Source organism: Plantactinospora sp. ZYX-F-223, assembly GCF_039649625.1.
Classification (GTDB): domain Bacteria; phylum Actinomycetota; class Actinomycetes; order Mycobacteriales; family Micromonosporaceae; genus Plantactinospora.
Genome location: NZ_JBDJAV010000085.1, coordinates 1 through 18,798, shown reverse-complemented (window position 1 = coordinate 18,798; position 18,798 = coordinate 1). Strand labels below are relative to the sequence as shown.

General features: G+C 69.4%; 14 protein-coding genes and 2 pseudogenes. 8 read left to right on the top strand and 8 right to left on the bottom strand.

Annotated features, from left to right (window positions below):
- Together AAH979_RS40895 and AAH979_RS40890 are read right to left on the bottom strand one after the other, a co-directional pair.
- On the bottom strand, nucleotides 1–336 hold a 336-nt coding region (locus tag AAH979_RS40895), incomplete at its 3' end, for a DUF4279 domain-containing protein (protein WP_346263495.1).
- 202 nt (nucleotides 337–538) lie between these two features.
- Entirely contained in the window at nucleotides 539–1,147 is a 609-nt protein-coding gene (locus AAH979_RS40890) for a TetR/AcrR family transcriptional regulator (RefSeq protein ID WP_346263493.1), read from the bottom strand.
- A gap of 560 nt (nucleotides 1,148–1,707) precedes the next feature.
- On the opposite strand from AAH979_RS40890, the gene AAH979_RS40885 reads away from it, so the two are divergent.
- From AAH979_RS40885 to AAH979_RS40875, 3 genes are all read left to right on the top strand, one after another.
- Complete coding sequence (locus AAH979_RS40885) at nucleotides 1,708–2,061, top strand: hypothetical protein (RefSeq protein WP_346263492.1); 354 nt, start codon at nucleotides 1,708–1,710, stop codon at nucleotides 2,059–2,061.
- 103 nt (nucleotides 2,062–2,164) lie between these two features.
- Nucleotides 2,165–3,601 carry an endo-1,4-beta-xylanase gene (locus AAH979_RS40880; RefSeq protein ID WP_346263491.1) on the top strand — a complete coding sequence of 479 codons (1,437 nt, stop codon included), beginning with the start codon at nucleotides 2,165–2,167 and terminating at the stop codon, nucleotides 3,599–3,601.
- Between the two features lie 471 nt (nucleotides 3,602–4,072).
- Nucleotides 4,073–4,489 carry a hypothetical protein gene (locus AAH979_RS40875; protein WP_346263490.1) on the top strand — a complete coding sequence of 139 codons (417 nt, stop codon included), beginning with the start codon at nucleotides 4,073–4,075 and terminating at the stop codon, nucleotides 4,487–4,489.
- Between the two features lie 262 nt (nucleotides 4,490–4,751).
- On the opposite strand, the gene AAH979_RS40870 is transcribed toward AAH979_RS40875, so the two are convergent.
- Complete coding sequence (locus tag AAH979_RS40870; protein ID WP_346263489.1) at nucleotides 4,752–5,477, bottom strand: TetR/AcrR family transcriptional regulator C-terminal domain-containing protein; 726 nt, start codon at nucleotides 5,475–5,477, stop codon at nucleotides 4,752–4,754.
- Between the two features lie 27 nt (nucleotides 5,478–5,504).
- Here AAH979_RS40870 and AAH979_RS40865 point away from each other — a divergent pair, with 27 nt between their 5' ends.
- A complete protein-coding gene (locus AAH979_RS40865; protein WP_346263494.1) occupies nucleotides 5,505–6,722 on the top strand; it encodes an FAD-dependent monooxygenase in 1,218 nt (405 codons plus the stop codon).
- A complete protein-coding gene (locus AAH979_RS40860) occupies nucleotides 6,719–6,997 on the top strand; it encodes a hypothetical protein (RefSeq protein WP_346263488.1) in 279 nt (92 codons plus the stop codon). The genes AAH979_RS40865 and AAH979_RS40860 overlap by 4 nt, the downstream gene beginning before the upstream one ends.
- A gap of 144 nt (nucleotides 6,998–7,141) precedes the next feature.
- Here the strand turns inward: AAH979_RS40860 and AAH979_RS40855 are convergent.
- The 3 genes and pseudogenes from AAH979_RS40855 to AAH979_RS40845 all read right to left on the bottom strand — a co-directional run.
- Nucleotides 7,142–7,382 (bottom strand): annotated as a pseudogene (locus tag AAH979_RS40855) (VOC family protein); the annotation flags it as partial.
- Nucleotides 7,381–7,488, bottom strand: a pseudogene (locus AAH979_RS40850) (glyceraldehyde 3-phosphate dehydrogenase NAD-binding domain-containing protein); the annotation flags it as partial. The pseudogenes AAH979_RS40850 and AAH979_RS40855, both read right to left, overlap by 2 nt.
- 296 nt (nucleotides 7,489–7,784) lie before the next feature.
- The gene (locus tag AAH979_RS40845; RefSeq protein WP_346263487.1) at nucleotides 7,785–11,126 is read right to left on the bottom strand and encodes a S8 family serine peptidase; all 3,342 of its coding nucleotides are present in this window, start codon (nucleotides 11,124–11,126) and stop codon (nucleotides 7,785–7,787) included.
- Nucleotides 11,127–11,481: 355 nt separating this feature from the next.
- On the opposite strand from AAH979_RS40845, the gene AAH979_RS40840 reads away from it, so the two are divergent.
- Together AAH979_RS40840 and AAH979_RS40835 are read left to right on the top strand one after the other, a co-directional pair.
- Nucleotides 11,482–11,799, top strand: a complete 318-nt coding sequence (locus tag AAH979_RS40840; protein WP_346263486.1) for a hypothetical protein — start codon at nucleotides 11,482–11,484, stop codon at nucleotides 11,797–11,799.
- Nucleotides 11,800–12,476: 677 nt separating this feature from the next.
- Nucleotides 12,477–15,752, top strand: coding sequence for a hypothetical protein (locus tag AAH979_RS40835; RefSeq protein ID WP_346263485.1), 3,276 nt, complete (start codon nucleotides 12,477–12,479; stop codon nucleotides 15,750–15,752).
- A gap of 62 nt (nucleotides 15,753–15,814) precedes the next feature.
- On the opposite strand, the gene AAH979_RS40830 is transcribed toward AAH979_RS40835, so the two are convergent.
- Nucleotides 15,815–16,207 carry a hypothetical protein gene (locus AAH979_RS40830; protein WP_346263484.1) on the bottom strand — a complete coding sequence of 131 codons (393 nt, stop codon included), beginning with the start codon at nucleotides 16,205–16,207 and terminating at the stop codon, nucleotides 15,815–15,817.
- 39 nt (nucleotides 16,208–16,246) lie between these two features.
- A complete protein-coding gene (locus tag AAH979_RS40825; RefSeq protein ID WP_346263483.1) occupies nucleotides 16,247–17,203 on the bottom strand; it encodes a DUF5937 family protein in 957 nt (318 codons plus the stop codon).
- An 84-nt stretch (nucleotides 17,204–17,287) separates the two neighbouring features.
- Between AAH979_RS40825 and AAH979_RS40820 the strand changes: the two genes are divergently transcribed.
- Entirely contained in the window at nucleotides 17,288–18,547 is a 1,260-nt protein-coding gene (locus AAH979_RS40820) for an MFS transporter (RefSeq protein ID WP_346263482.1), read from the top strand.
- The last annotated feature ends 251 nt before the right edge of the window (nucleotides 18,548–18,798 follow it).

Genomic DNA, 18,798 nt, shown 5'->3' with positions numbered 1-18,798 from the left:
GCCGTAGATGTCCAAGTTCAGTTCGATCGGAAACGCAGCCAATCGTTGTAGAAGGTCAACCTCGAGCAAAATGCCCCCGTTGCCCTCGACAGCCACGAAGCAGCACCAGTCCATGTCAAATCCCTCAGCGGCCATCTCGCGCAAAACGCCCCGCTTCGGTTCGATGCGGTCCAGCAGGACGCCCAGATGCTCGCCCAAAAGCCCGCTTCCCGCGGACTCGGTCGAGAGCGACCACATTGCATGGCGCCAAGGAGCGCCACGAGGTCTCGGATCTCCTGCCTCGTGTGCGTGAGTGGGATGGATGCCCAACCTCGCCGTCACGTCAGCCGCAGACATCCCCGGCCTGGTGATCCGGAGCGTCACGTACGTCTCAGCATCGGCCACAAGTCCCAACATTGCAGCCCATGTGTGCCTGCTCGCAAACGGTTTCTCGGTTCCAGAACATCGGTTCGCGACATCCACTGAGCAATTTTCATCTTGGGTGGCGGGCCAGACATTCGATCCGTGTCGCCGTCACCAACCCCGGTGGGCAGGACAACTAGCCTGCGGAATCGGTCGGCTGGCGCTGGCTGTGGATCCGGACCAGTCCTTCGATCCCGCGAAGGAAGGTCTCGGACACCAGCGCCGGGTCGAACAAGCAACCGGCTGCCATGGCGCCGTCGCGCAGCATGACGAAGTGGCGCGCGGCGGCGTCCGACGAGTCCTCCGCGACCTGTGCCATCAGCATCGTGAGTCGGTCCAGGAACCATTGCCGGTGGGCGATGATCTGCTGATGCACCGGATGACCAGGGTCCGGGTACTCCGCGGCGGCGTTCAGGAAGGCGCATCCGCGGAATCCGGGGGACTGGATGCCCTGAGCGATGGAGTTCGCCACGGCCACGAGGGCGTCGACCGGCGACGGGTTGGCGGCGATCGCCGCGTCGACCGCGCTGCGGTCCATCTGGTGGACCTCGCGCAGGTAGGTGAGCACGAGATCCTCCTTGCCGGGGAAGTGCCGGTAGAAGGTGGCCCGGGTGACCTTCGCCTCGGCAATGATCCGGTCGACACCGACCGCGTGGATGCCCTCCGCGTAGAAGATCCGGATCGCGGTGTTGAGTAGCCGGAGTCGCGCCTCGGAGGGCCGGGTTTCGGTTTCGCTGCGCGTCATGCGACAACCCTAGCGAATAGAACGTTCGCTCTACCGGTCCGTGCTCGTGAAGCGGTCAAACTCGCCGAGGACCGCTCGGGGGATCTCGTCGTTCGCCTGCACGAAGCGGCCGGCACCCGTACCCGGTTGACCGTTCGACCGAACGTCGACGTCAACGTCCCCTGGACGACCGACCTGCCCGAACGTGATCTCGACCAGCGCGCGTGGCAGCCACCGTCAGCCTCACATGGCGGCGCGGGCGGCCGGTCGTGGTCGCCCGGATCGCCAGCGCCCGCTCTCGCGCCGTCGAACAATTCCCCGCATTGAATCGCCGGTGCCGCTCTCGAGACCGCGTCACGCCTGGTACCAGGAGGGCCACGCGCGCGACGCTCGCCGCTGAAGCCACGTGCGGTGGGGCGTCATAGCCAGGATGAACGGTGCTGATCCAGCGGAACTGGGCAGCTTCCTGCGGCGCGGGCGAGCGGCCGTGCCACCGCCGGAGTCCACCAGCGGTGCGCGGACGTCGCGACGGCAGGTACCGGGGTGGTTTCCTCCGTCTGCTCCGTACCCTCGACGACACCATGCCGGTCAGCATCCACGACGGACGTCTCGACATACTGCGCCGCGGCGAGGTGGCCGGGCTGCGCTGGTATGACGTCGACCTCGACCGACGGGCCATCCCGGGCAGCATTCCGCAGAAGGCACACTCTCGAGAGTTTCGGTACCTGTGGCGTCGACGATGGACGCGATCGAGCGTCGTCCTCCTGCCTACGTCCGACAGCCTGGTCGGGCGGTTCCCTTACCTGCACAAACATGCTTCCGCTGGCTTCCTGGCCTCTTTGAGGTTTCCGGAGCATTTCCGGAAGTTGTTGACAGTGCGGCTAGCTGGTATCGATACTGACCCTTCGGAGGCATGCATGGGCGTCGATCGCTGACGTCAGGCATCGAGGAGGTCCCGTGAACAGCAGCCTGAGACAGCGTAAGAAAGTTACTAAAATAGCGTTGCCGACGGCGGTGTTGGTGCTGATAGGCGGCGCTGTGACGGTCCAGTCCATCCATCCGGCCGCTGCGGCCGAGACCACGCTGCGGGCCGCGGCCGCCAAGGCCGGGCTGTTCTTCGGCGTCGCCGCCTCACCCAACCGGCTCTACCCGATCGTCGGTCAGGAGTTCAACCAACTGACTCCCGAGAACGACATGAAGCCGGATCGGATCGCCACGTCGAGCGGAGGGCTGCAGAACACCAGCGGCGCGGACAACCTGGTTAACCATGCCCAGAGCAACAACATGCTGGTCCGTGGTCACACGTTGGTGTGGCACTCGCAGGCCGGCGCCCTGCAGGGTGCCAGCCAGGGGACGCTGAACACCTTCATCGGCAACGCCATCAACCGCTGGGGCAGCAGGATCGCGTACTGGGACGTCGTCAACGAGGCGCTGGAGGACAACAACACCGGCCGGCGCCGGAACCAGTGGCCGCACACCATGAACCGGGACGCGAACGGCGACGGTGACTTCTTCGACTCCGGCGACACCGACGTCATCCGGGACTCGTTCATGCGCGCCAAGCAGGTCGTGCAGGCCGGCGGGCTCACCACCAAGCTCTGCATCAACGACTACGACGTCGAGGGCCTGACGGTCCAGGGCGGTACCCAGAACCGCAAGGCCAACGCGCTGTATGACATCGTCAGCAACTACCGGCAGTACATCGACTGCGTTGGGTTCCAGGCGCACTTCAACGACAACCCGAACAGCATCATCACCAACGACCTGCAGGCCAACATCCAGCGCTTCGCCGACCTCGGCGTCGAGGTGCACATCACCGAGCTGGACATCGACGACGACCTGAGCAACAACGACATCGGCACGGGCCAGGCGGAGAACTACCGCAAGGTCGTCCGGGCCTGCCTGAACGTCGCGAAGTGCACCGGCATCACCGTCTGGGGCATCGCCGACAGCGAGTCGTGGCGATCGTCGGAGCGGGGCCTGCTGTTCACCGGCGGCAACGGAAATTACCAGAAGAAGGCCGCCTACCACGCGGTCCTCGACGAACTGAACAAGGGCCGTAACTCCACCCCGCCGACGACCACGCCGCCGGTGACGCCGTCCGTCCCGCCGACCACGCCGCCGGTCGACCCGACCACTCCGCCGCCGACGTCCGCCCCGCCGACCACGCCGCCGAACCCGACCACCGGCTGCTCGGCCACGGTCTCGCTGAACTCCTGGACCGGTGGTTTCGTCGCCACCGTGAGGGTCACCGCCGGCACCGCGCCGATCAGCAGGTGGAACGTCCAGCTCACCCTGCCGTCCGGGGCCACCGTGACCAACACCTGGAGCGCCAACCGCACCGGCACCAGCGGCACCGTGCAGTTCAGCAACGTCAGCTACAACGGCTCGGTAAACGCCGGCCAGTACACCGAGTTCGGCTTCCAGGGCGTTGGGGCCGCCACCGGCCTGACCCCGGTGTGCACCGCCTCCTGAGCACCACCTGTCCTGGACGGGCGGCTTGCGCCCGTCCAGGACAAGCTGCAGCTTCCTAATGGCGACGCCAGATCTTTGGGGATAACGCGTACCCCGAAGGACGGTCAGGGTGGCACCGTAGCAACTGGACGCACCCACGGGGGCGCTGTCAGGCACGCAGAGGGTTGAGAATGGCCGAGGCAGGTTCAGGAATTCTTTGTAGCCCCTCCACCGCCGGGTACCTCCATCGAAGCTGACGATGTCCAAGTCGTCGACAGCGGACCATGGACCGGAGAAACCAACATCGCCCGCGCCCCCCCGACGCGCCGACCGCCGCCCCTACGCCCTCATCGCCGCCGTGACCAGCAACATCCCGACAACGCAATAACCCTGCGCAGGTCGAGCCGATGTGAAGCCTCAATGAAGCCGCAGAGTGTTTGCATGAGGGCAGGCAACGAGCCAGCAGGAAATCAAAGGCGCCAGGGAGGCAAAATGAAAAAAATGAAATTGGCATCCACGATTGCCCTGACGGCCGCACTCCTGGTTGGTCTGACGCCCGCAGCCGCATCGGCGGCCAGCAGGGAGATTCGCAATACAGGCACGTACGCCATCGGTGCCATCCAGGTCTTCGATGGTCAGTACGCACAGGGTAACTACGATGCCCTGATTCCACCCGGGCGCTTTTCGGGCTGGGCGAGCACTGCAGGTATCTGGATCGGACCGGGATACTGCGTAAGATTCCGCGAGTGGCTCTCCGGGACTGAGGCCTCCCCTCCAGGTCCGTCGCAGCTGGGGAACCCCTTTATTCATCTCGGCCCGGGTTATGTGCACCTCGCCGTCAATTATACGGCGCTTGGTTTCGACGTGAGGGCATTGCCACTCAGCAATTCCCTTTGCTACAATCCATAGCCGATCACCGAAATGGACTGGTCCGTCTTCACCAGTAGTGAGCTGAGCTCACCGCCACGGCCTGAACAGCGGCAGCATCCGGGGCGGAGCCGGGTGCTGCCGCCTGCCCACGCGAAGTCCAGTTTCATCTCAGGACTGGACTGACCCTACCCAAGCTGCCCGACCTCGCCGCTCTCCTGATCCCGACCGCCGGGAACGTACCTACCCCCGCGCCGTGAAACCCGCCCGCCACAACCAGTACCGCGTCAAGAAACCCAATAGGTCACGTGTGGGGATGGTTGGTGATGCCGTCCAGGATGGTGACCAGGTTGTGGTGGAAGGTTTCCTCGGCATTGAGGTGGGTGCCGTCGATGACGAGCCGGGCGACGGTCGGGTAGCGGCCTGTTTCGAGCATGCGTGTCAAATAGGGTCCGAGGGCGGCCTGCCAAGCGGACACGTTGGTGCCGGTTGAACGGGCGGTGCGTCGCTCGGTGATCTCTCTGCGGAGCGCTCCGACGATGAACGCGTTGAGGGCGCCTAAGGCCCGCTGGAGATCGTCGATACCGCGCACGCCAGGGGCCTGGCTGAGCGCCGCCGCGGTCGATTCGCCCACGGCGAGCGCGTGAGGTCCTAGGTGTGGCCTTCCGCCGAGCAGGTCGGCGAACCACTCATGATCAAGAGCGACATCGCGGGTCCGGTGAACGATGGCCAGTACCGTGGCGCGCCACTCGGAGTACTGGCCGGCCTCGGCGATCTGGGCATACACGGCGTCGACCATCAGATCAAGCAGTTCGGATCTGTTGATCACGTAGTCGTAGAGCCGCATCGGACCGACACCGAGCTCTTTGGCGATCTTGCGTACCGATAGCCCGTCGAGGCCGTGTGCGTCGGCGAGCCGGATCGCCGTAGCGGCGATCTTCGCGCGGCTCAGCGGCACCGGCGCCGCCCGCGGCTGAGGCTCGGGCCGTTCCCAGATGGGCAGCGGTGCGCTACCGTACGGCGTATCCATAAGGTACAGCGTACGGTAGTGGAGACGATGATGCGAATTGCGATCGCCGGTGGTGGCCTCGGCGGACTGACGCTGGCCCGAATCCTGCACCGGCACGACATCGGCGCGGTGGTGTACGAACGCGAGGCAAGCCGATCCGCGCGATCACAGGGCGGAATGCTCGACCTGCACCCGGAGTCCGGGCAACAGGCCCTGGCCGATGCGGGCCTCGCCGGCCGATTCCGGTCCGAGGCACGGCCGGAGGGCGAGGAACATCGCATCCTCGACCCCGCCGGACGCACCCTCGTGCACCACAAGCCACAACCCGGCTCTTTCTCCGGACGTCCCGAGATCGACCGCCGCGTACTGCGTGATCTTCTGCTCGATTCGCTCCCCGGCGACACGGTGGCCTGGCAGCACCGGCTCGTCGCGGCGACGCCACGACCCGGCGGAGGGTTCGGGCTGACGTTCGATGGCGGCCACAGCGCCGACTGCGACATCCTCATCGGTGCGGACGGCGCACGCTCGGTCGTCCGGTCGCTGCTGACCGACGCGACACTCTCCTACGTGGCCACCTTGGTAGAGCTGAGCATCAACGACGCCGACCGGCGTCACCCGGATCTCGCCGATCTGGTCGGCCCCGGAAACCTCTGGTGCATCGGCGTGAACCAGATCCTGGCAGCGCAACGCCTCGGCGACGGCAGCATCCGAGTCGGGATCTCCCTACGCGCGGACGATCGCCACCTGGACACCTACCGCAGCAAGCGCGCTCTGCTGGGCATGTTCGATGGCTGGAACCCCAGCCTCACCGCACTCATCGAAGCCGGCGACGGCCCGCCGACCCCACGCAGGATCGAGGCGATGCCCACCGGTACACGCTGGGCCCACCGGCCGGGCATCACCCTCATCGGTGACGCCGCGCACCTCATGCCGCCGGTCGGCGAGGGCGCCAACCAAGCCATGCTCGACGCCGCCGAACTCGCCGCCGAACTCGCCACCAACCCCGCCGACCCCGACTCGGCGATCCAGACGTACGAGGAGGCGATGTTCATTAGAGTCCACCCGATCGCTGAAATGTCCGCACGAGTCCAGGCAATGATGCTGTCCCCCACCGCAGCCGACGACATCGTCCGCTTCTTCACGCCACGGCCCACCGAGCCAGCGCCGAGGCCGACCGCTGGGGTGTGTCGAGCGGCAAGCTCCGGCCCGTCCGGGTCACCGACACCCGCGCCGGCGCGCCGGGCTGGACCGCGTCCGCTCAGGTGAACGACTTCGCCGCTGGCTCGCAGACACTGTCCGGCAAGTTCCTCGGCTGGACCCCGCAGGTTGTGGCGCAGCCTGGCACGGGTGGCGTGACCGCCGGCGCCGCTGTCGCCCTGGGCGTCGAGTCCGGCCGAGGGCTGCTCGACAGCAGCCCGCTCGCGATCGGCGCCGCCGGCTCGCTCGGCATGAGCGAGCTCGGTGCGGATCTCCGTATCGAAGCGCCAACCACACTGGCCCCCGGCACCTACGTCGCCACCATCACGTTTACCGGGATCTGACAAACGATCCGCCCGCAGGGCGGCCGGCAACCACCGTCGGTAGCCGGCCGCCCGAGCCTGCCCGTACCGACCCGCGAACACCAGTGAGCGTGGCGACATGGTCGGGGCAGAACCGTCGACCGCGTCGGGAGGTGGGGTGGGGCGCTACTCGACCACGTCGCTGCCCTCAATGTCCTGCATCACGAGGCACGACTCGTTGTCGCCATCGACAGGCAGTAGTAGCAGCGTACCGCGTCGAGCACGGTCAGTCGGGCGCTCCTCACCCACCAGCCCGGTGCCGACCCGCACGGCACGATGCAGCCGATTCTTGACGACCTTGCCTTCGGGACCGCGCGGGAACCCGCTGGAAGAACAGTCGCGGGCCCACACCTGAGGAATCAATGCAAGTCGTTGACCGGGACGCCCTCGACGTCGGCGTCGTTCGCCAGGGCGGCGCGTTGGTAGCTGCGCCCGATCCGCCCGAAGCCGTTGATGCCGATACGTACCGTCATGACGTTCGCTTCTTCTTATCGTTCTTGTCGTTCGGCGCGGACGGTGCCGCCACCCGGAGCAAGTCGACGGCGCGGGCGTCGTCGACGGGCCTGGGTCCTGCTGCGCGACCGCGAGCACGTAGCCGCCCTGCAGCCGCCTTCTGGCGGTCGCACTCGTCTCGGCAGGCAGAATCTGGCCCTGTCCCTAGCCGCCTCAGCGATCACGGACTCGCCGATGGCCCGGCGGATCCGTGACCGGCTGCTCTGGCACCGGTGACCGGACGCGGCGCCGGTAGGCGCCGCGTCCGGGCCCTCCCTCAGTACCGGTAGGCGCGGATGATGGTCTGCTTGACCGTGTTACCGCTGGTGTCCGTCGCGGCGGACCGCAGCGAGACGAAGCCGGTGCCGGCCGGGTTGCGCACCCAGGCGACCGCCTTCTCGCCGGACCGCCGTACGGGCAGCTGCTGCCAGGTCTTGCCGTCGTCGAAGGACGCTTCGACGGTCAAGGTCTTGGTCCGGCCCGGCGCCGCTCCGACCTGACGATCGAGCGAGACTGGGATCGCGAACACCCGGCCGGCCGGCGCCCGGTTGTCGATGTCGAGCTCCGGGGTGTACCGGATCGCCGTCATCGGCAGCTTCACCAGTTCGCCGTCGCTGACGTGCGCGGACTTGAAGGTCCACTCCGCGTCGACCACGGTCGACAGGGTGAACGCCGGGTCGCTGCGGAAGGTTGCGGCCAGCCGGTAGTCACCCTTCTCCGCAGGCACGTCCCACGACCAGGGCGCCTGGTTCGCGTCGCCGACCTTGACCCCGTTGCGGTAGAGGTCCACCTGCACGCTGCCGCCGACGATCTGCCGGAACCCCATGTGCCCGCTGCCGTCGCCGTGCAGCGGCCCCGGCCCGCCCATCGTGTCGCCCCAGTAGCGGGTGGCGAACTGTTGGCCGAAGTTCGGCTCTGGGAAGACCGGCCCGGCCACCGCGTTGGCCCACTTCACCGTGTACGTCCGGCCGGGCCGGAAGCTGGCCCACGCCGACTGGTAGTAGGTGTATCCCTGCTGGGCCGAGGTCGACTGCCACACCGCCAACTTGTCCTGGTTGTAGTACTCGGTGATGGTGCTCGGCACGTCGTAGGTGAAGCTCGGCGGGGCCTGGCGCCCGTCGGCCGACCGGGTGATCGGCGAGTTGCCGGGCGCGTGCGCGAACGCGAGCCGCGAAACCGGCACGCCGGCAACGTCCGCGCTGACCTGGGAGCGGACCGTGGCGAAGTCACCCGTGCGCAGCTTGCGGGTCAGCCCGGTCATCATCTTCTGCGGTTCGTAGAGGTAGACCCGGTAGACGTACGGGCTGTTGTGCAGGCTGCCGTCCTGGGCTACCTGGCCCCACGTCCCGTTGACGTAGGAGACGAAGCCGGGTGTCTTGCCGGCCCCGATCTGTGCGGTCCGCACGCGGTCGAAGGGAACGTTCATCAGCACGCCGTACGGGTCGTTGCTGCCCCAGATCTGCGGCTGCTCGGTCCGGATCGTCCAGCCGGACTCCTGGAAGACCGCGGTGGCCTTCGGGTTCGGCACCGACACCGCGATCGGCTTCGCCAGGCGGGTGTCCATGGTGAGCGCCTGGTCCCTGGTCAGGTCGAGGCTCGGGCGCACCAGCGACGTGATCTGCGGGAAGGACGGGTCGCCGCTCTGTAGGTAGGTCTGGACCAGGTAGCGGCCCGCGCGGATGCGGTACTGGGTGGTCGCGGGGTCGCCGAGCACCAGAATGGCCTGCCGGTCCAGGTCGGTCAGGATGGTCACCCAACCCTGCTCGGCCGTGGGCGCTCCGCCGTCCGGCCCGACGAGCTTGAGGGTCAGCTGGTGGCGGGCGACGTCGAGCGCGACCGGAGTCTGCACCTGCGTGCCACCGCCGGTGGCGGTCACCTCACCGCCGAAGTAGCGGTCGGGCAGGTCGACGCTGGCCTGCACGGTGATGGTCACGGTGGCCGTGCCGCCGGCCGGGACCGTGACCGAGGAGGCGCTGAGGCTGAACAGGCCGGCCGGTGCCGGGGCGCCGTCGGCGTCCTTGGCGTCGAGGGAGACGGCCAGGGTGAGGGCGGAAGAGCCGCTGTTCGCGTACGTGACCGTGCGCGTCTGCGCAGCGGTGGTCCGTTCGAAGGCGACGCTGGCCGGGCTAGCCGTGACGGTCTGCTGGATCGCCCGGGCGACGTTGACGAAGCCCGCGCCCTGCTCGTAGACGCCGATGGCAGCGTTCGGCTGCGCGGCCGCCATCAGCGTGGACTTGATCCGCTCAGGCGTCCAGTCCGGGTGCTGCTGGCTCAGGATCGCCGCCGCGCCAGCCATGTGCGGAGTCGCCATCGAGGTGCCGGATAGGCTGGCGTACTGCGGGTTCTCGTCGTCCGGCCACAGGTCGGAGGTCGAGCTGCGCGCGGCGACGATGCCAACACCGGGTGCGGTGAGGTCCGGCTTGATACCGGCGTCACCCGCGCGCGGACCACGGCTGGAAAACTCGGCCAGCTCGCCCGTCTTGGTCACGGCACCCACGGTCAGCGCCTCGGCCACGCCGCCCGGCGAGTTCACCGTGGACTCGCCGGCCAGGCCGTCGTTGCCCGCGGCGACGACGAAGAGCACGCCGTAACGGTGGGTAAGGTCGGCCAGGGCCGCCTCGATCGGATCGGTCTCCGGGCTGTCCGGGCCGCCGAGGCTCATGTTGGCGACCTTGACGCCCTGCTGCGCCGCCCAGGTCATGCCCGCCAGGATCGCCGACTCCGGGCAGCCCTCTGCGGTGCAGACCTTGGCGCTGTAGAGAGTCGCACCGGGTGCCACGCCCTTGTGACGGCCCTGGGACGCGGCGGCGCTGCCGGCGATGGTGGAGGCGACGTGGGTGCCGTGGCCGACGCGGTCGAGGGCGTCTGGGTCGGCGGTGAAGTTCTCCGCGGCGGCGACCTGTCCGACCAGGTCGGGGTGGGTCTGGTCGACGCCGGTGTCGATCACACCGACCTTCACCCCCGTTCCCGTCCAGCCTGCCTTCCATGCCTGCGGCGCGCCGGTCAGCGGGACGCTGACGTCGAGGGTGGGTTGGCGCAGCCCGTCGAGCCAGATCTTGTCGAACCCGGGCCGCAGTTGCCGTTCGGTGCCACTCGCGGCGGACGTGATGCTGTTCCAGAAGGACACCGCGTCCGCGCGGCTCTCCGCGACAGCGCTCGCCCCGGAGAGCGCCCGGGTGGTCCGGGCACCGACGAGGCCGGCGGGGGCGACGCTGCTGTGCTGGACGATGAGCGGCAGGGCGGCCCGGGTGTCGTCGTAGCCGAAGCGGACCAGCATCGAGATGTCGAAAAGCCGGGAGTCGAGCTTGCCCTGGTTGAGCAGGCCCACGGCGTCGGCGGGGATGACCCGCACGTCCTCGCCGGCGCTGTGGGTGATGAACGGGATCCGTTCCCGTCCCTTGCCCGGCACGACGTCGACAGCGGTCTGGCCGTCCACAGCGCCGAGGCGGACGACGTCGCCGGTGAGCAGAGTGACCGTCCGGGGCTTGGACGCGACCACGGGTGTGGTCGCCGGCTTCCCGGCCCGGGGCTGCGCCGACGCCGGCACACCGCCCGGAGCCACCACCGAGACCCCTAGCACCAGCAGTGCCAGCGCCGATAACTTGCGAACTGAACGCATCATTCTCCCTGGATTGAACGCGAGAGGTATCCAGGTGATCTTGACCCGAACGGCGGGTGAAAGTTTATCCTGAGTGACCTGGGTCACTGTGACTGAACCGGTGCGGGCCCGCGCGTCCGGACCGTCGAGCCCTCATCCGTACATCCGGGTAGGCGCAGCGGCCCGCGCACTAGAGCAGGTGTTCCTGCCCGAGCTGCGTTGTGCGAGCGGTACACCCTGTTGAGCTGCGCGCCGTCCGGACCGCTGCTCGCTGCGATCGACGGAACGGGGCCGGCCTGGTACGGCAACCTCATCGTCGAGGGCGCACACGTCCCCGGCCGGCCGGTGAGCGAGAGCCGCGGGATCAGTGCCGAGGGTGCTAACGACACCGTGGAGGGAACTGCTCGACGTCCGGGTCGGTGGCCGGCCCGCCGCGGAAGGGTCCGGCCTGCTCGACATCGACCTCGAAGGCCATCGCCGCGAGGACGGCAACAATCGTGGCGGTACCGTCCCGCCCGCCGGCTTCGGATACCGGCTGATCGCGTACGCGACGGCGGGCTGGTCCGTCGAGGAGACGCCGGCTGGCGAGTGCCGTGACATCGCCGGCCTGTTCCAGGAACGGCCGGACACCTGGCCATCGGGTCCGCCGCTGACCCTGCTGGGCTGCCGCCCCGGGCTCATCCGCCCTCCGTGACGGCCTCGTCGACATCACCCTGGACGCGCGGATCCCGGAACCGATCGCAGCCGACGACCGCCCGCTCTGGGACATGTGGCGCACCGGCGGACCGACCGAGCCCAACCTGTGGGCCAAGCTTGATCGCAGCGAATCGGTACCTATGGGTACGCGCCGCCGCAGTCCACCGGAACCACGCTCCGGACAAGCCCGCAGGCACGGTCCACCACCTGGACGGACGCTATGTCACCGACTACGACGCCTTCTGCTGCGCGGTCGGCGAGGCGGTCAACGCCCCCGGCGGCTGGTTCGGCGGGGACCTCTTCTGGCCGCACGAGAACACCACCACTGGCGACGGCGGCGCGACCCCCGGCTTCCGCCTGATCTGGCACCACTGGTTGTCGAGCCGGGAGGGCAACGCTACTTCGAGGCGTGCAACCCCTCTCGAGCCACTCCCCGCCCTGCGGCGACGCCGGGGCCCGCAGGCCAATTGAGAGCCACACGACCAGCGTGGGCAGCCGAAGAGAAGGCGACAAGCCCGGACGCCTAGACCGAAGCCTGGCCGGGCCACGGTCACAGGTCAATGAAACAAGTAGCCGATGACCCGGATGCCGGGCGGTGTCCGTTGCCTTGAAGATCGGCCGGCTAGCCCATCGTCGGGTGATATTGGCTCTCGTGGTCGAGGCTGGGCAGGCAGAATGTGCGCCGTGCTCGCATCCACCCGGGAACTGCTGACGTCGTTGGATTCGTTGCCCTATCGGCAGCGGCTACGCCACGTGGCCGGGTGGGCGCGCGAGTCCGCCGATCGCGTCGAGGTGTGTGCCGACCTGCGGGGTCTGGGCGCGTATGAGCGTCATCTGGCCCTGGTCGCTTCGATGGTGGTGCGCGACGCTCATGGTGTCGAGGCCGCGTTACAGGATCCGCAGCCGTCGATCAAGGCCGTGGCGCTCGGCGCGGCCGCGCGTGCTGGCCTGCTCCATGGGGCGGAAGTGGACCTGTCGGCGGTTGAGCGGCGGCGTATCTATCGCCTGCTGCGCCGGCTGAAGGCGTCGGCGACCGCGGACGCCCTGGTCGCCGGGGTCCGCGCTGAGTACGGCGATGACGAGGCGGCGGCCGTGCTGCCCGCGTGCAGCGCGCCGGTGGTGCGGTCGCTGCTGCCTGAGCTGGAGCACGCGGCCGACATTGGGGCGCTCATGCGCCGGCACCCCGGCCTGGTTCTGGAGCGGGTGGAGGCACGACTGGCCGCGGCCACGCCCGAAGTCCGCGACCGGATCTGGAACGAGGTGGGCCATGCGCTGCTCGACGGCGACCCGGCCACGGTCCTCGGCCTCTTGGAGCGGTACGCGCCGCCGACTCGCTTGCCCGGCGGCCTGACTGCGTACGGTCTGCTCGCCGCGCATGACCCTGGCCGCGTCGTGGCCCTGCTCACCGCGCCGGACCGGGCCGCCTGGGTCGGGCGTGCCGGACTGCCGCCCGCGGTGCTGCGCCGTTTGGCCGTGCTACCCACCGACCGGCTCGTCCCACTGGCCTGCCTGGTCCGGGACAACGCCACAACGTTCGCGGCGCTGCTCGACGAGCTTCCGCCGGCGCGGCGCGGCGAACTGTACGACGGCGCGCTGGCCGAGGTGAACACCGCCACGCGGGTACCGGCGACGGAGGTCATGGAGGCGCTGCCCGCGGCGGTCCGGATCCGGGAGGCGACCCGCTTGCTGGGGCTGCCGGAGATCCGCGAGCGGGAAGACATGGTGCGCTACTGGAGCTCGTTCCTGGCCTGGCCGGATGCGTCGGCCGCGCTGGCGGACGCGTTGCGCTCCGGCGACGCTGGCGAGCGGGCGCAGGCGTACGGAATGCTGGTGCACGCCGCCCGGCGCTCACGCGACCCGCAGGTCGTCGCCGAGCTGGTGGACCGGCTCGGCCGGCTCCACAACGAGCAGGACCCGGTCCGCTCTGCCGCGCTGAGCGCGCTCTCCTCGGTCGCCCGCCTGCTCATCCCCGCCGCGGCGGCCGGGCTGACCCGGCTGACCACCGACGCTGTCGAGGCGCGGGACGGGTCGGCCGTGACGACGTCCGCGCTGAGCGCCCTCGCCGCGGACACTCTGCAACATCACGTCGAGGTGCCCGAGCTGCGCGAGTGGGCGCTGCTGACCATCGACCTGGTCGGCTCCACCGCGCAGGTACCGGTGCTGCGCCGGTTCGACGTGGTGCTGCGCTGTGGGCAGGAGACCATGGTCGCCGATCGGTTGTCCGGCTGGGTCACGGCCGCTATGGAGCGTGGCCGCTACGGGCCGCTGTTCGCGCTCACCGGAGCGCTCGGCAAGCGCGCCTGGCGGGTGCCCGAGCTGCAGGAGCTGCTGCACCGGGCGACCGGCCGGCACAGCCCGGAGTCGGTGGCCGCCCGAGCCGTCGAGCTGTGGCTGGACAACCCGCGAGGGCGCAGCGACCGCGTTGAGCAGCTCCTTACCGCCGACCCGACCACGGTGACGATCCCGGTCGTGTGGCGGACGATCTGTACAACCCGCACCGACCTGCTGGACCGGGTGCTCGACCATCCGCCGCGGGGTCGGTTCGTCTCCGATCACCTCCGCTGGGTGCCGGGCTGGCCGGTCCACCCCGAGCGGTGGCTGCCCCGCCAGCACGCTGCGTACATAGGGTTGCAGGAGCGCGTCGTGGCCGACACGGCGGCCGGCGTACGGCAACGGGCCGCGGCTATCAGGGCCGCCGCCCCGATCCCCGCACTGGGGCGGGAGCCGGTGCTGCGTTACATCGACTCGCCCACGGTGGTGCTCGCCGAGGCAGCGCTCGGCGCGCTGGTGTGGACCGACCGGCCTGCCGAGGCGCTGCCCCTGCTGCTCCAACATGCCGGGGACGACCGGGCCCGGGTGGCGCTCTACGCGGCCGGGCGCGCGGTGCGGTTCGTGGCGCCGTCGCGGCTGCCCGCCGCGCTGCGTCCGGTGCTGCTTGACCCCGGCACCAAGGTGACCAGCCGGAAGGAGGCCGCGCGCCTACTGGCCCGGTACGGCCCGCCGCAGGTGATGGGAACGCTGCTCGACACGTATACGAACCCGCAGACGCACCGTGACGTCCGCGCGGCGATCGTCTCCGCCGCTCGTCAGCGGCTCGACACCGAGGCGAGCTGGACGATCCTCGACACGGCGCTGCGTGGCAGCAGGGAGGAATGCCGCGCCGTGCTTGCGGCCTCCGCGAGCGATGTCGCCGACCGGCACCGGGCACGCTACGCGGCACTCATCACCGAGGCATGCCGCGCCATTGACCGCGAAGTCCGAAGGGCCGCGTTCCAACAGCTGCCGTACTGGTCCCACTGGGCCGGCGACATCACCGAACTGGTCGTGGAAAGACTCACCGACCTCGATGAGCACCGCACCAGGATCGACATCGCCCAACTGCTGCGCGCGTTGCATGGTGCCGGCCTCGACGTCGCCTTCGACCGCCTTACGCAACGCGACGCCGCGGACTCCCAGCCGGCCGGGCCCGGGGCCGACCGGCCGGCCCGCCGGCGCATCGAAACCCTGGCGCAAGCAGCGGTGACCTGGGCGCGGAGCACGCCCCTGGATACCAACCGGTCGGCGATGGTCACAGCGGCCCGGCAGCTCGCCACACAACCCGCCTTCACCGGGACGGCGACAGCGATGCTGGTCGGTCTCGGACGCCTCGACAACCTCGACCAGATCGCCGACCTGTGCGCCGGTCGGCCCGCGCTGGCCGTCCGCACAGCCGCACGGGTAGCTGCCCGCCTGCGGGAACTGCCGAACTCCATGGACGCCACCGTCCTCCGGCCGGCCATCCTCCGGCTGGCCGGCCGAGGCGACCTCGCCGGTGGACTTTTCGCCATCGAGCTCACCCGGCCCGGCGCCACGTTCGGATGGTCCGGAGCCTGGCGGGACCTCCTGCTCGACCTACGCCACCATCCCGATCCCGACGTGCGCGAGGAGGCGTACACCGTCGACATGACGTAGGGCTGCTGTGCACGAGGCGCCAAGATCGAGTGCACTGACCTGCCGCGTCGAGGGCGTTGCTGCTACGCCGGCTCCGGCCAGTCGGCCACGATGATCAACGGAACACATGCTGGCGACCGGTACTCGTCGCCGGGGAGGTACTCGATGTGCTGATGCCGGTTGACCCCGTGCGCGTCCGCGGTCTCGGCTTGATCCGCCACACCATCGAGCGCTTCCCAGATGATGTCGAGATACCCGCGGCGGCCGGAGAAGTGCAGAGTTGCACCATCACGCAGACCGACGGTCAGAGGGCCTTCGGTTTCCTCCTGGATGACGACGCCGTCGGTGATCGCTACCTCAAGGTGCGCGGCATGCTGGCGTAGCAACCGGCCAAGAGCGCGCAGCGCAGCCGGCGGACCGGCAAGCTCGAGCTCGCCGTCGAGGACAGAAACGCGGCAATGCCGGTGATCACCCATCGACGCATTCTGCCCTACACCCGGGCTCCTACCTCCGGATCAGCCGCCGATGAGTGCGTCGCCCCGCGCGGTGCGCACGTAGAAGACCAGCCGACCGGCCCGCTGCCGGGTGACCAGGCCCGCTGCCACGAGCCGTGAGAGGTGGGCCGAGACTCCGCTCGGGGCCAGCCCGGTACGGCGGGCCAGCGACGTCGTCGTCGACGGGGTCGTCAGCTCAGCCAGCAGGGTCGCCCGAGCCTGGCCGAGCACCGGGGCGAGATTAGGCGCGGGTGGGTCGTTGAGCCACATCGAGCCCACACCCCGAGTGGGATACCGCAGCACCGGAGCCCAAGGCTCGGACGCCTTGACGAAAACGTTCGGCCAGGCGAACAGCGACGGCACGAGCACCAGGCCACGCCCTCCGAGTTCGTAGCGCAGGTCCAGGTTGGGCCGGTTCACCGATAGGACGTCATCCGACCACGAGATCATGGGATCGAGTTCGGAGAACATCCGGTGCGGGCCCGCGTCGGCCAGTCGCCGTGCCCGAAACATCACGTCGCCCTCCAGGATGCCGCGCATCCGCCCCCAGTACGGCGCCAGCGCGAGGTCCCAGTAGGTCCGCATCTGCTCCACGACCACGCGAAGAGTACGACGCGGCGCGCGACGCAGGTCTGACAGCGAGGCGGGCAGCCGGTCGCCGTACACCGCCGTGAGTTCCTCGCGTACGACCGCCGCCGGCGTCTTGCGCACGGCCGCGAACTCCGCCTCGGGCTCGGCGACGGGCGAGTGCGGCGCTGGCGCGAGGAAACCCGGCAGCCTCCGTTCCGGCGCGATCACCAGGTCCCGCAGCAGCCGCAGGTCGGGTGCGGCCAGCACCGCGGCGCGGTGCCGGCTCACCCAGGGCAGGTGCACGGCGTGCGCGCCGGGATCGCGCAGTACGCGCAGGCTCGCAACGACCTCCCAGGCGGGGGAGATCGCGAACCTGACACTCGCGAGGTCAGCCAGGGACAACGACATTTGCAGCATCAGATGGCTTCCACGAGGATTCATCGTAGTCCGAATCGTTGGTGCGCGGCGGCGGCCACCACCGAGGGTTCGGGCATGTCGATCCAGCACGCCCCCCGAGGGCACTCCGACGCCCGGGCCCTGCCCCGCGACTTCACCCGCTACCTCGTCGCCGCCGTGGCGGCGAAATGGGGCTTCAACATCGCCAAGGTGGCCATCCCGCTCGTCGCGATCACGTCGCTCGGCGCTGGTCCGGGCGCGGCGGGTGCACTGGCCGCTGCCGGCACCGCCCCCTTTCTGCTGCTCGGGTTGCCGGCGGGTGCGTGGCTCGACCGCGTCGCCCGTCGCCCGGTCATGATCGCCATGGATCTGGCCCGGTTCGCGCTGATCGGTTCGGTACCGGTCGCCGCCGCCTTCTCCGCCCTGACCATGACCCAACTCTGGGTGGTGGTGTTCCTCAACGGCGTCGCGACCGTCTTCTTCGACGTCGCGATGCAGAGCCACCTGCCGGATCTTGTCGGCGGCGGCGACGGCCGACGCCTGATCGCCGCGAACGGGCGGCTCGGCATCGTGGAGCAGATGGCGTTGGTCGGCGCTCCGGCGCTGGCCGGCTGGCTGGTCGGCCTGTCCACAGCCTCGGCGGTGCTGATCGCGACGGCACTCGGCTACCTCTGGTCGGCGCTGTGGATCCGACGCATCCAGCGGCCGGAGCCACGCCAGGTCGAGGTCGTACGACGCTCACTCGCGGCCGAGGTACGGGAGGGCCTGTCGTTCGTCCGGCACAACCGCACCCTGCGCGCGATCGCCGTCGCCGGAGCGCTCGTGAACTTCGCGACCGCGGGTACCGTCGCGATGCTGCCGCTCATCCTGGTCCAGGAACTGCACTGGACGGAGAGCCAGCTAGGTCTCTTCCTCGGTGCCGGCGGCACCGGAGGCCTGCTCGGAGCGCTCTACGGCGAGCGATTGTCAAGGATGCTCGGTGCCGGCCGCTCGGTACTCGTGATCGGGCTGGTAATCGCCCCGGTCTCGTTCGTGCTACCGCTCGTCGGTCAGGCCGTTCCCGGGCCGGCCGCCGCGCTCGCCTGGGCGATCGTGATCTTCAAGGTCGGCTTCGACAGCGTGGTTCTGATGTCGTTCCGCCAGCACGTCACGCCGCCGCGGCTACTGGGACGCGTCAACGGCACCCTGCGCGTAATGTTCAGCGGCGCGCTCACCCTCGGCGCGGCGGCCGCGGCATTCGTCGGCGATCTCTCCGGTCCTCGTGCCGCCACCTGGGTCGCCTGCGCCGCACTCGCGCTGGTGTGGGTGCCGATCCTGCGTTCCCCGATGCGCCGGCAGACCCTCGACGGATCATGAACCCTTTCCCGACGACCCATCCCGGATGAGGTCCCGGCCGCGCACCACGCCGAGCCGGCATCCGGATCTTCCGCGGATCTTCCGTGGATCGTGCGCGGCCGGCGTCACGTACAGCGCCACGGACAGCAGGACATCCAGGCCGGCAGCCGATCCTCCGAGACGTCGCCGTGTCAGACTGAGCGGTCGGTTCGGGGCACGATCGGGTCGATGGGCTGGCCGGGACTGTACTCGGCCTCGAGCCAGTCGGCGAG

What these genes read in the sequence shown, in the direction of transcription:
- AAH979_RS40890 (WP_346263493.1), bottom strand. Translation starts at nt 1,147, where the DNA reads ATGACGCGCAGCGAAACCGAAACCCGGCCCTCCGAGGCGCGACTCCGG.
- AAH979_RS40885 (WP_346263492.1), top strand. Translation starts at nt 1,708, where the DNA reads ATGCCGGTCAGCATCCACGACGGACGTCTCGACATACTGCGCCGCGGC.
- AAH979_RS40875 (WP_346263490.1), top strand. Translation starts at nt 4,073, where the DNA reads ATGAAAAAAATGAAATTGGCATCCACGATTGCCCTGACGGCCGCACTC.
- AAH979_RS40870 (WP_346263489.1), bottom strand. Translation starts at nt 5,477, where the DNA reads ATGGATACGCCGTACGGTAGCGCACCGCTGCCCATCTGGGAACGGCCC.
- AAH979_RS40865 (WP_346263494.1), top strand. Translation starts at nt 5,505, where the DNA reads ATGATGCGAATTGCGATCGCCGGTGGTGGCCTCGGCGGACTGACGCTG.
- AAH979_RS40845 (WP_346263487.1), bottom strand. Translation starts at nt 11,126, where the DNA reads ATGCGTTCAGTTCGCAAGTTATCGGCGCTGGCACTGCTGGTGCTAGGG.
- AAH979_RS40835 (WP_346263485.1), top strand. Translation starts at nt 12,477, where the DNA reads ATGTGCGCCGTGCTCGCATCCACCCGGGAACTGCTGACGTCGTTGGAT.
- AAH979_RS40830 (WP_346263484.1), bottom strand. Translation starts at nt 16,207, where the DNA reads ATGGGTGATCACCGGCATTGCCGCGTTTCTGTCCTCGACGGCGAGCTC.
- AAH979_RS40825 (WP_346263483.1), bottom strand. Translation starts at nt 17,203, where the DNA reads ATGTCGTTGTCCCTGGCTGACCTCGCGAGTGTCAGGTTCGCGATCTCC.
- AAH979_RS40820 (WP_346263482.1), top strand. Translation starts at nt 17,288, where the DNA reads ATGTCGATCCAGCACGCCCCCCGAGGGCACTCCGACGCCCGGGCCCTG.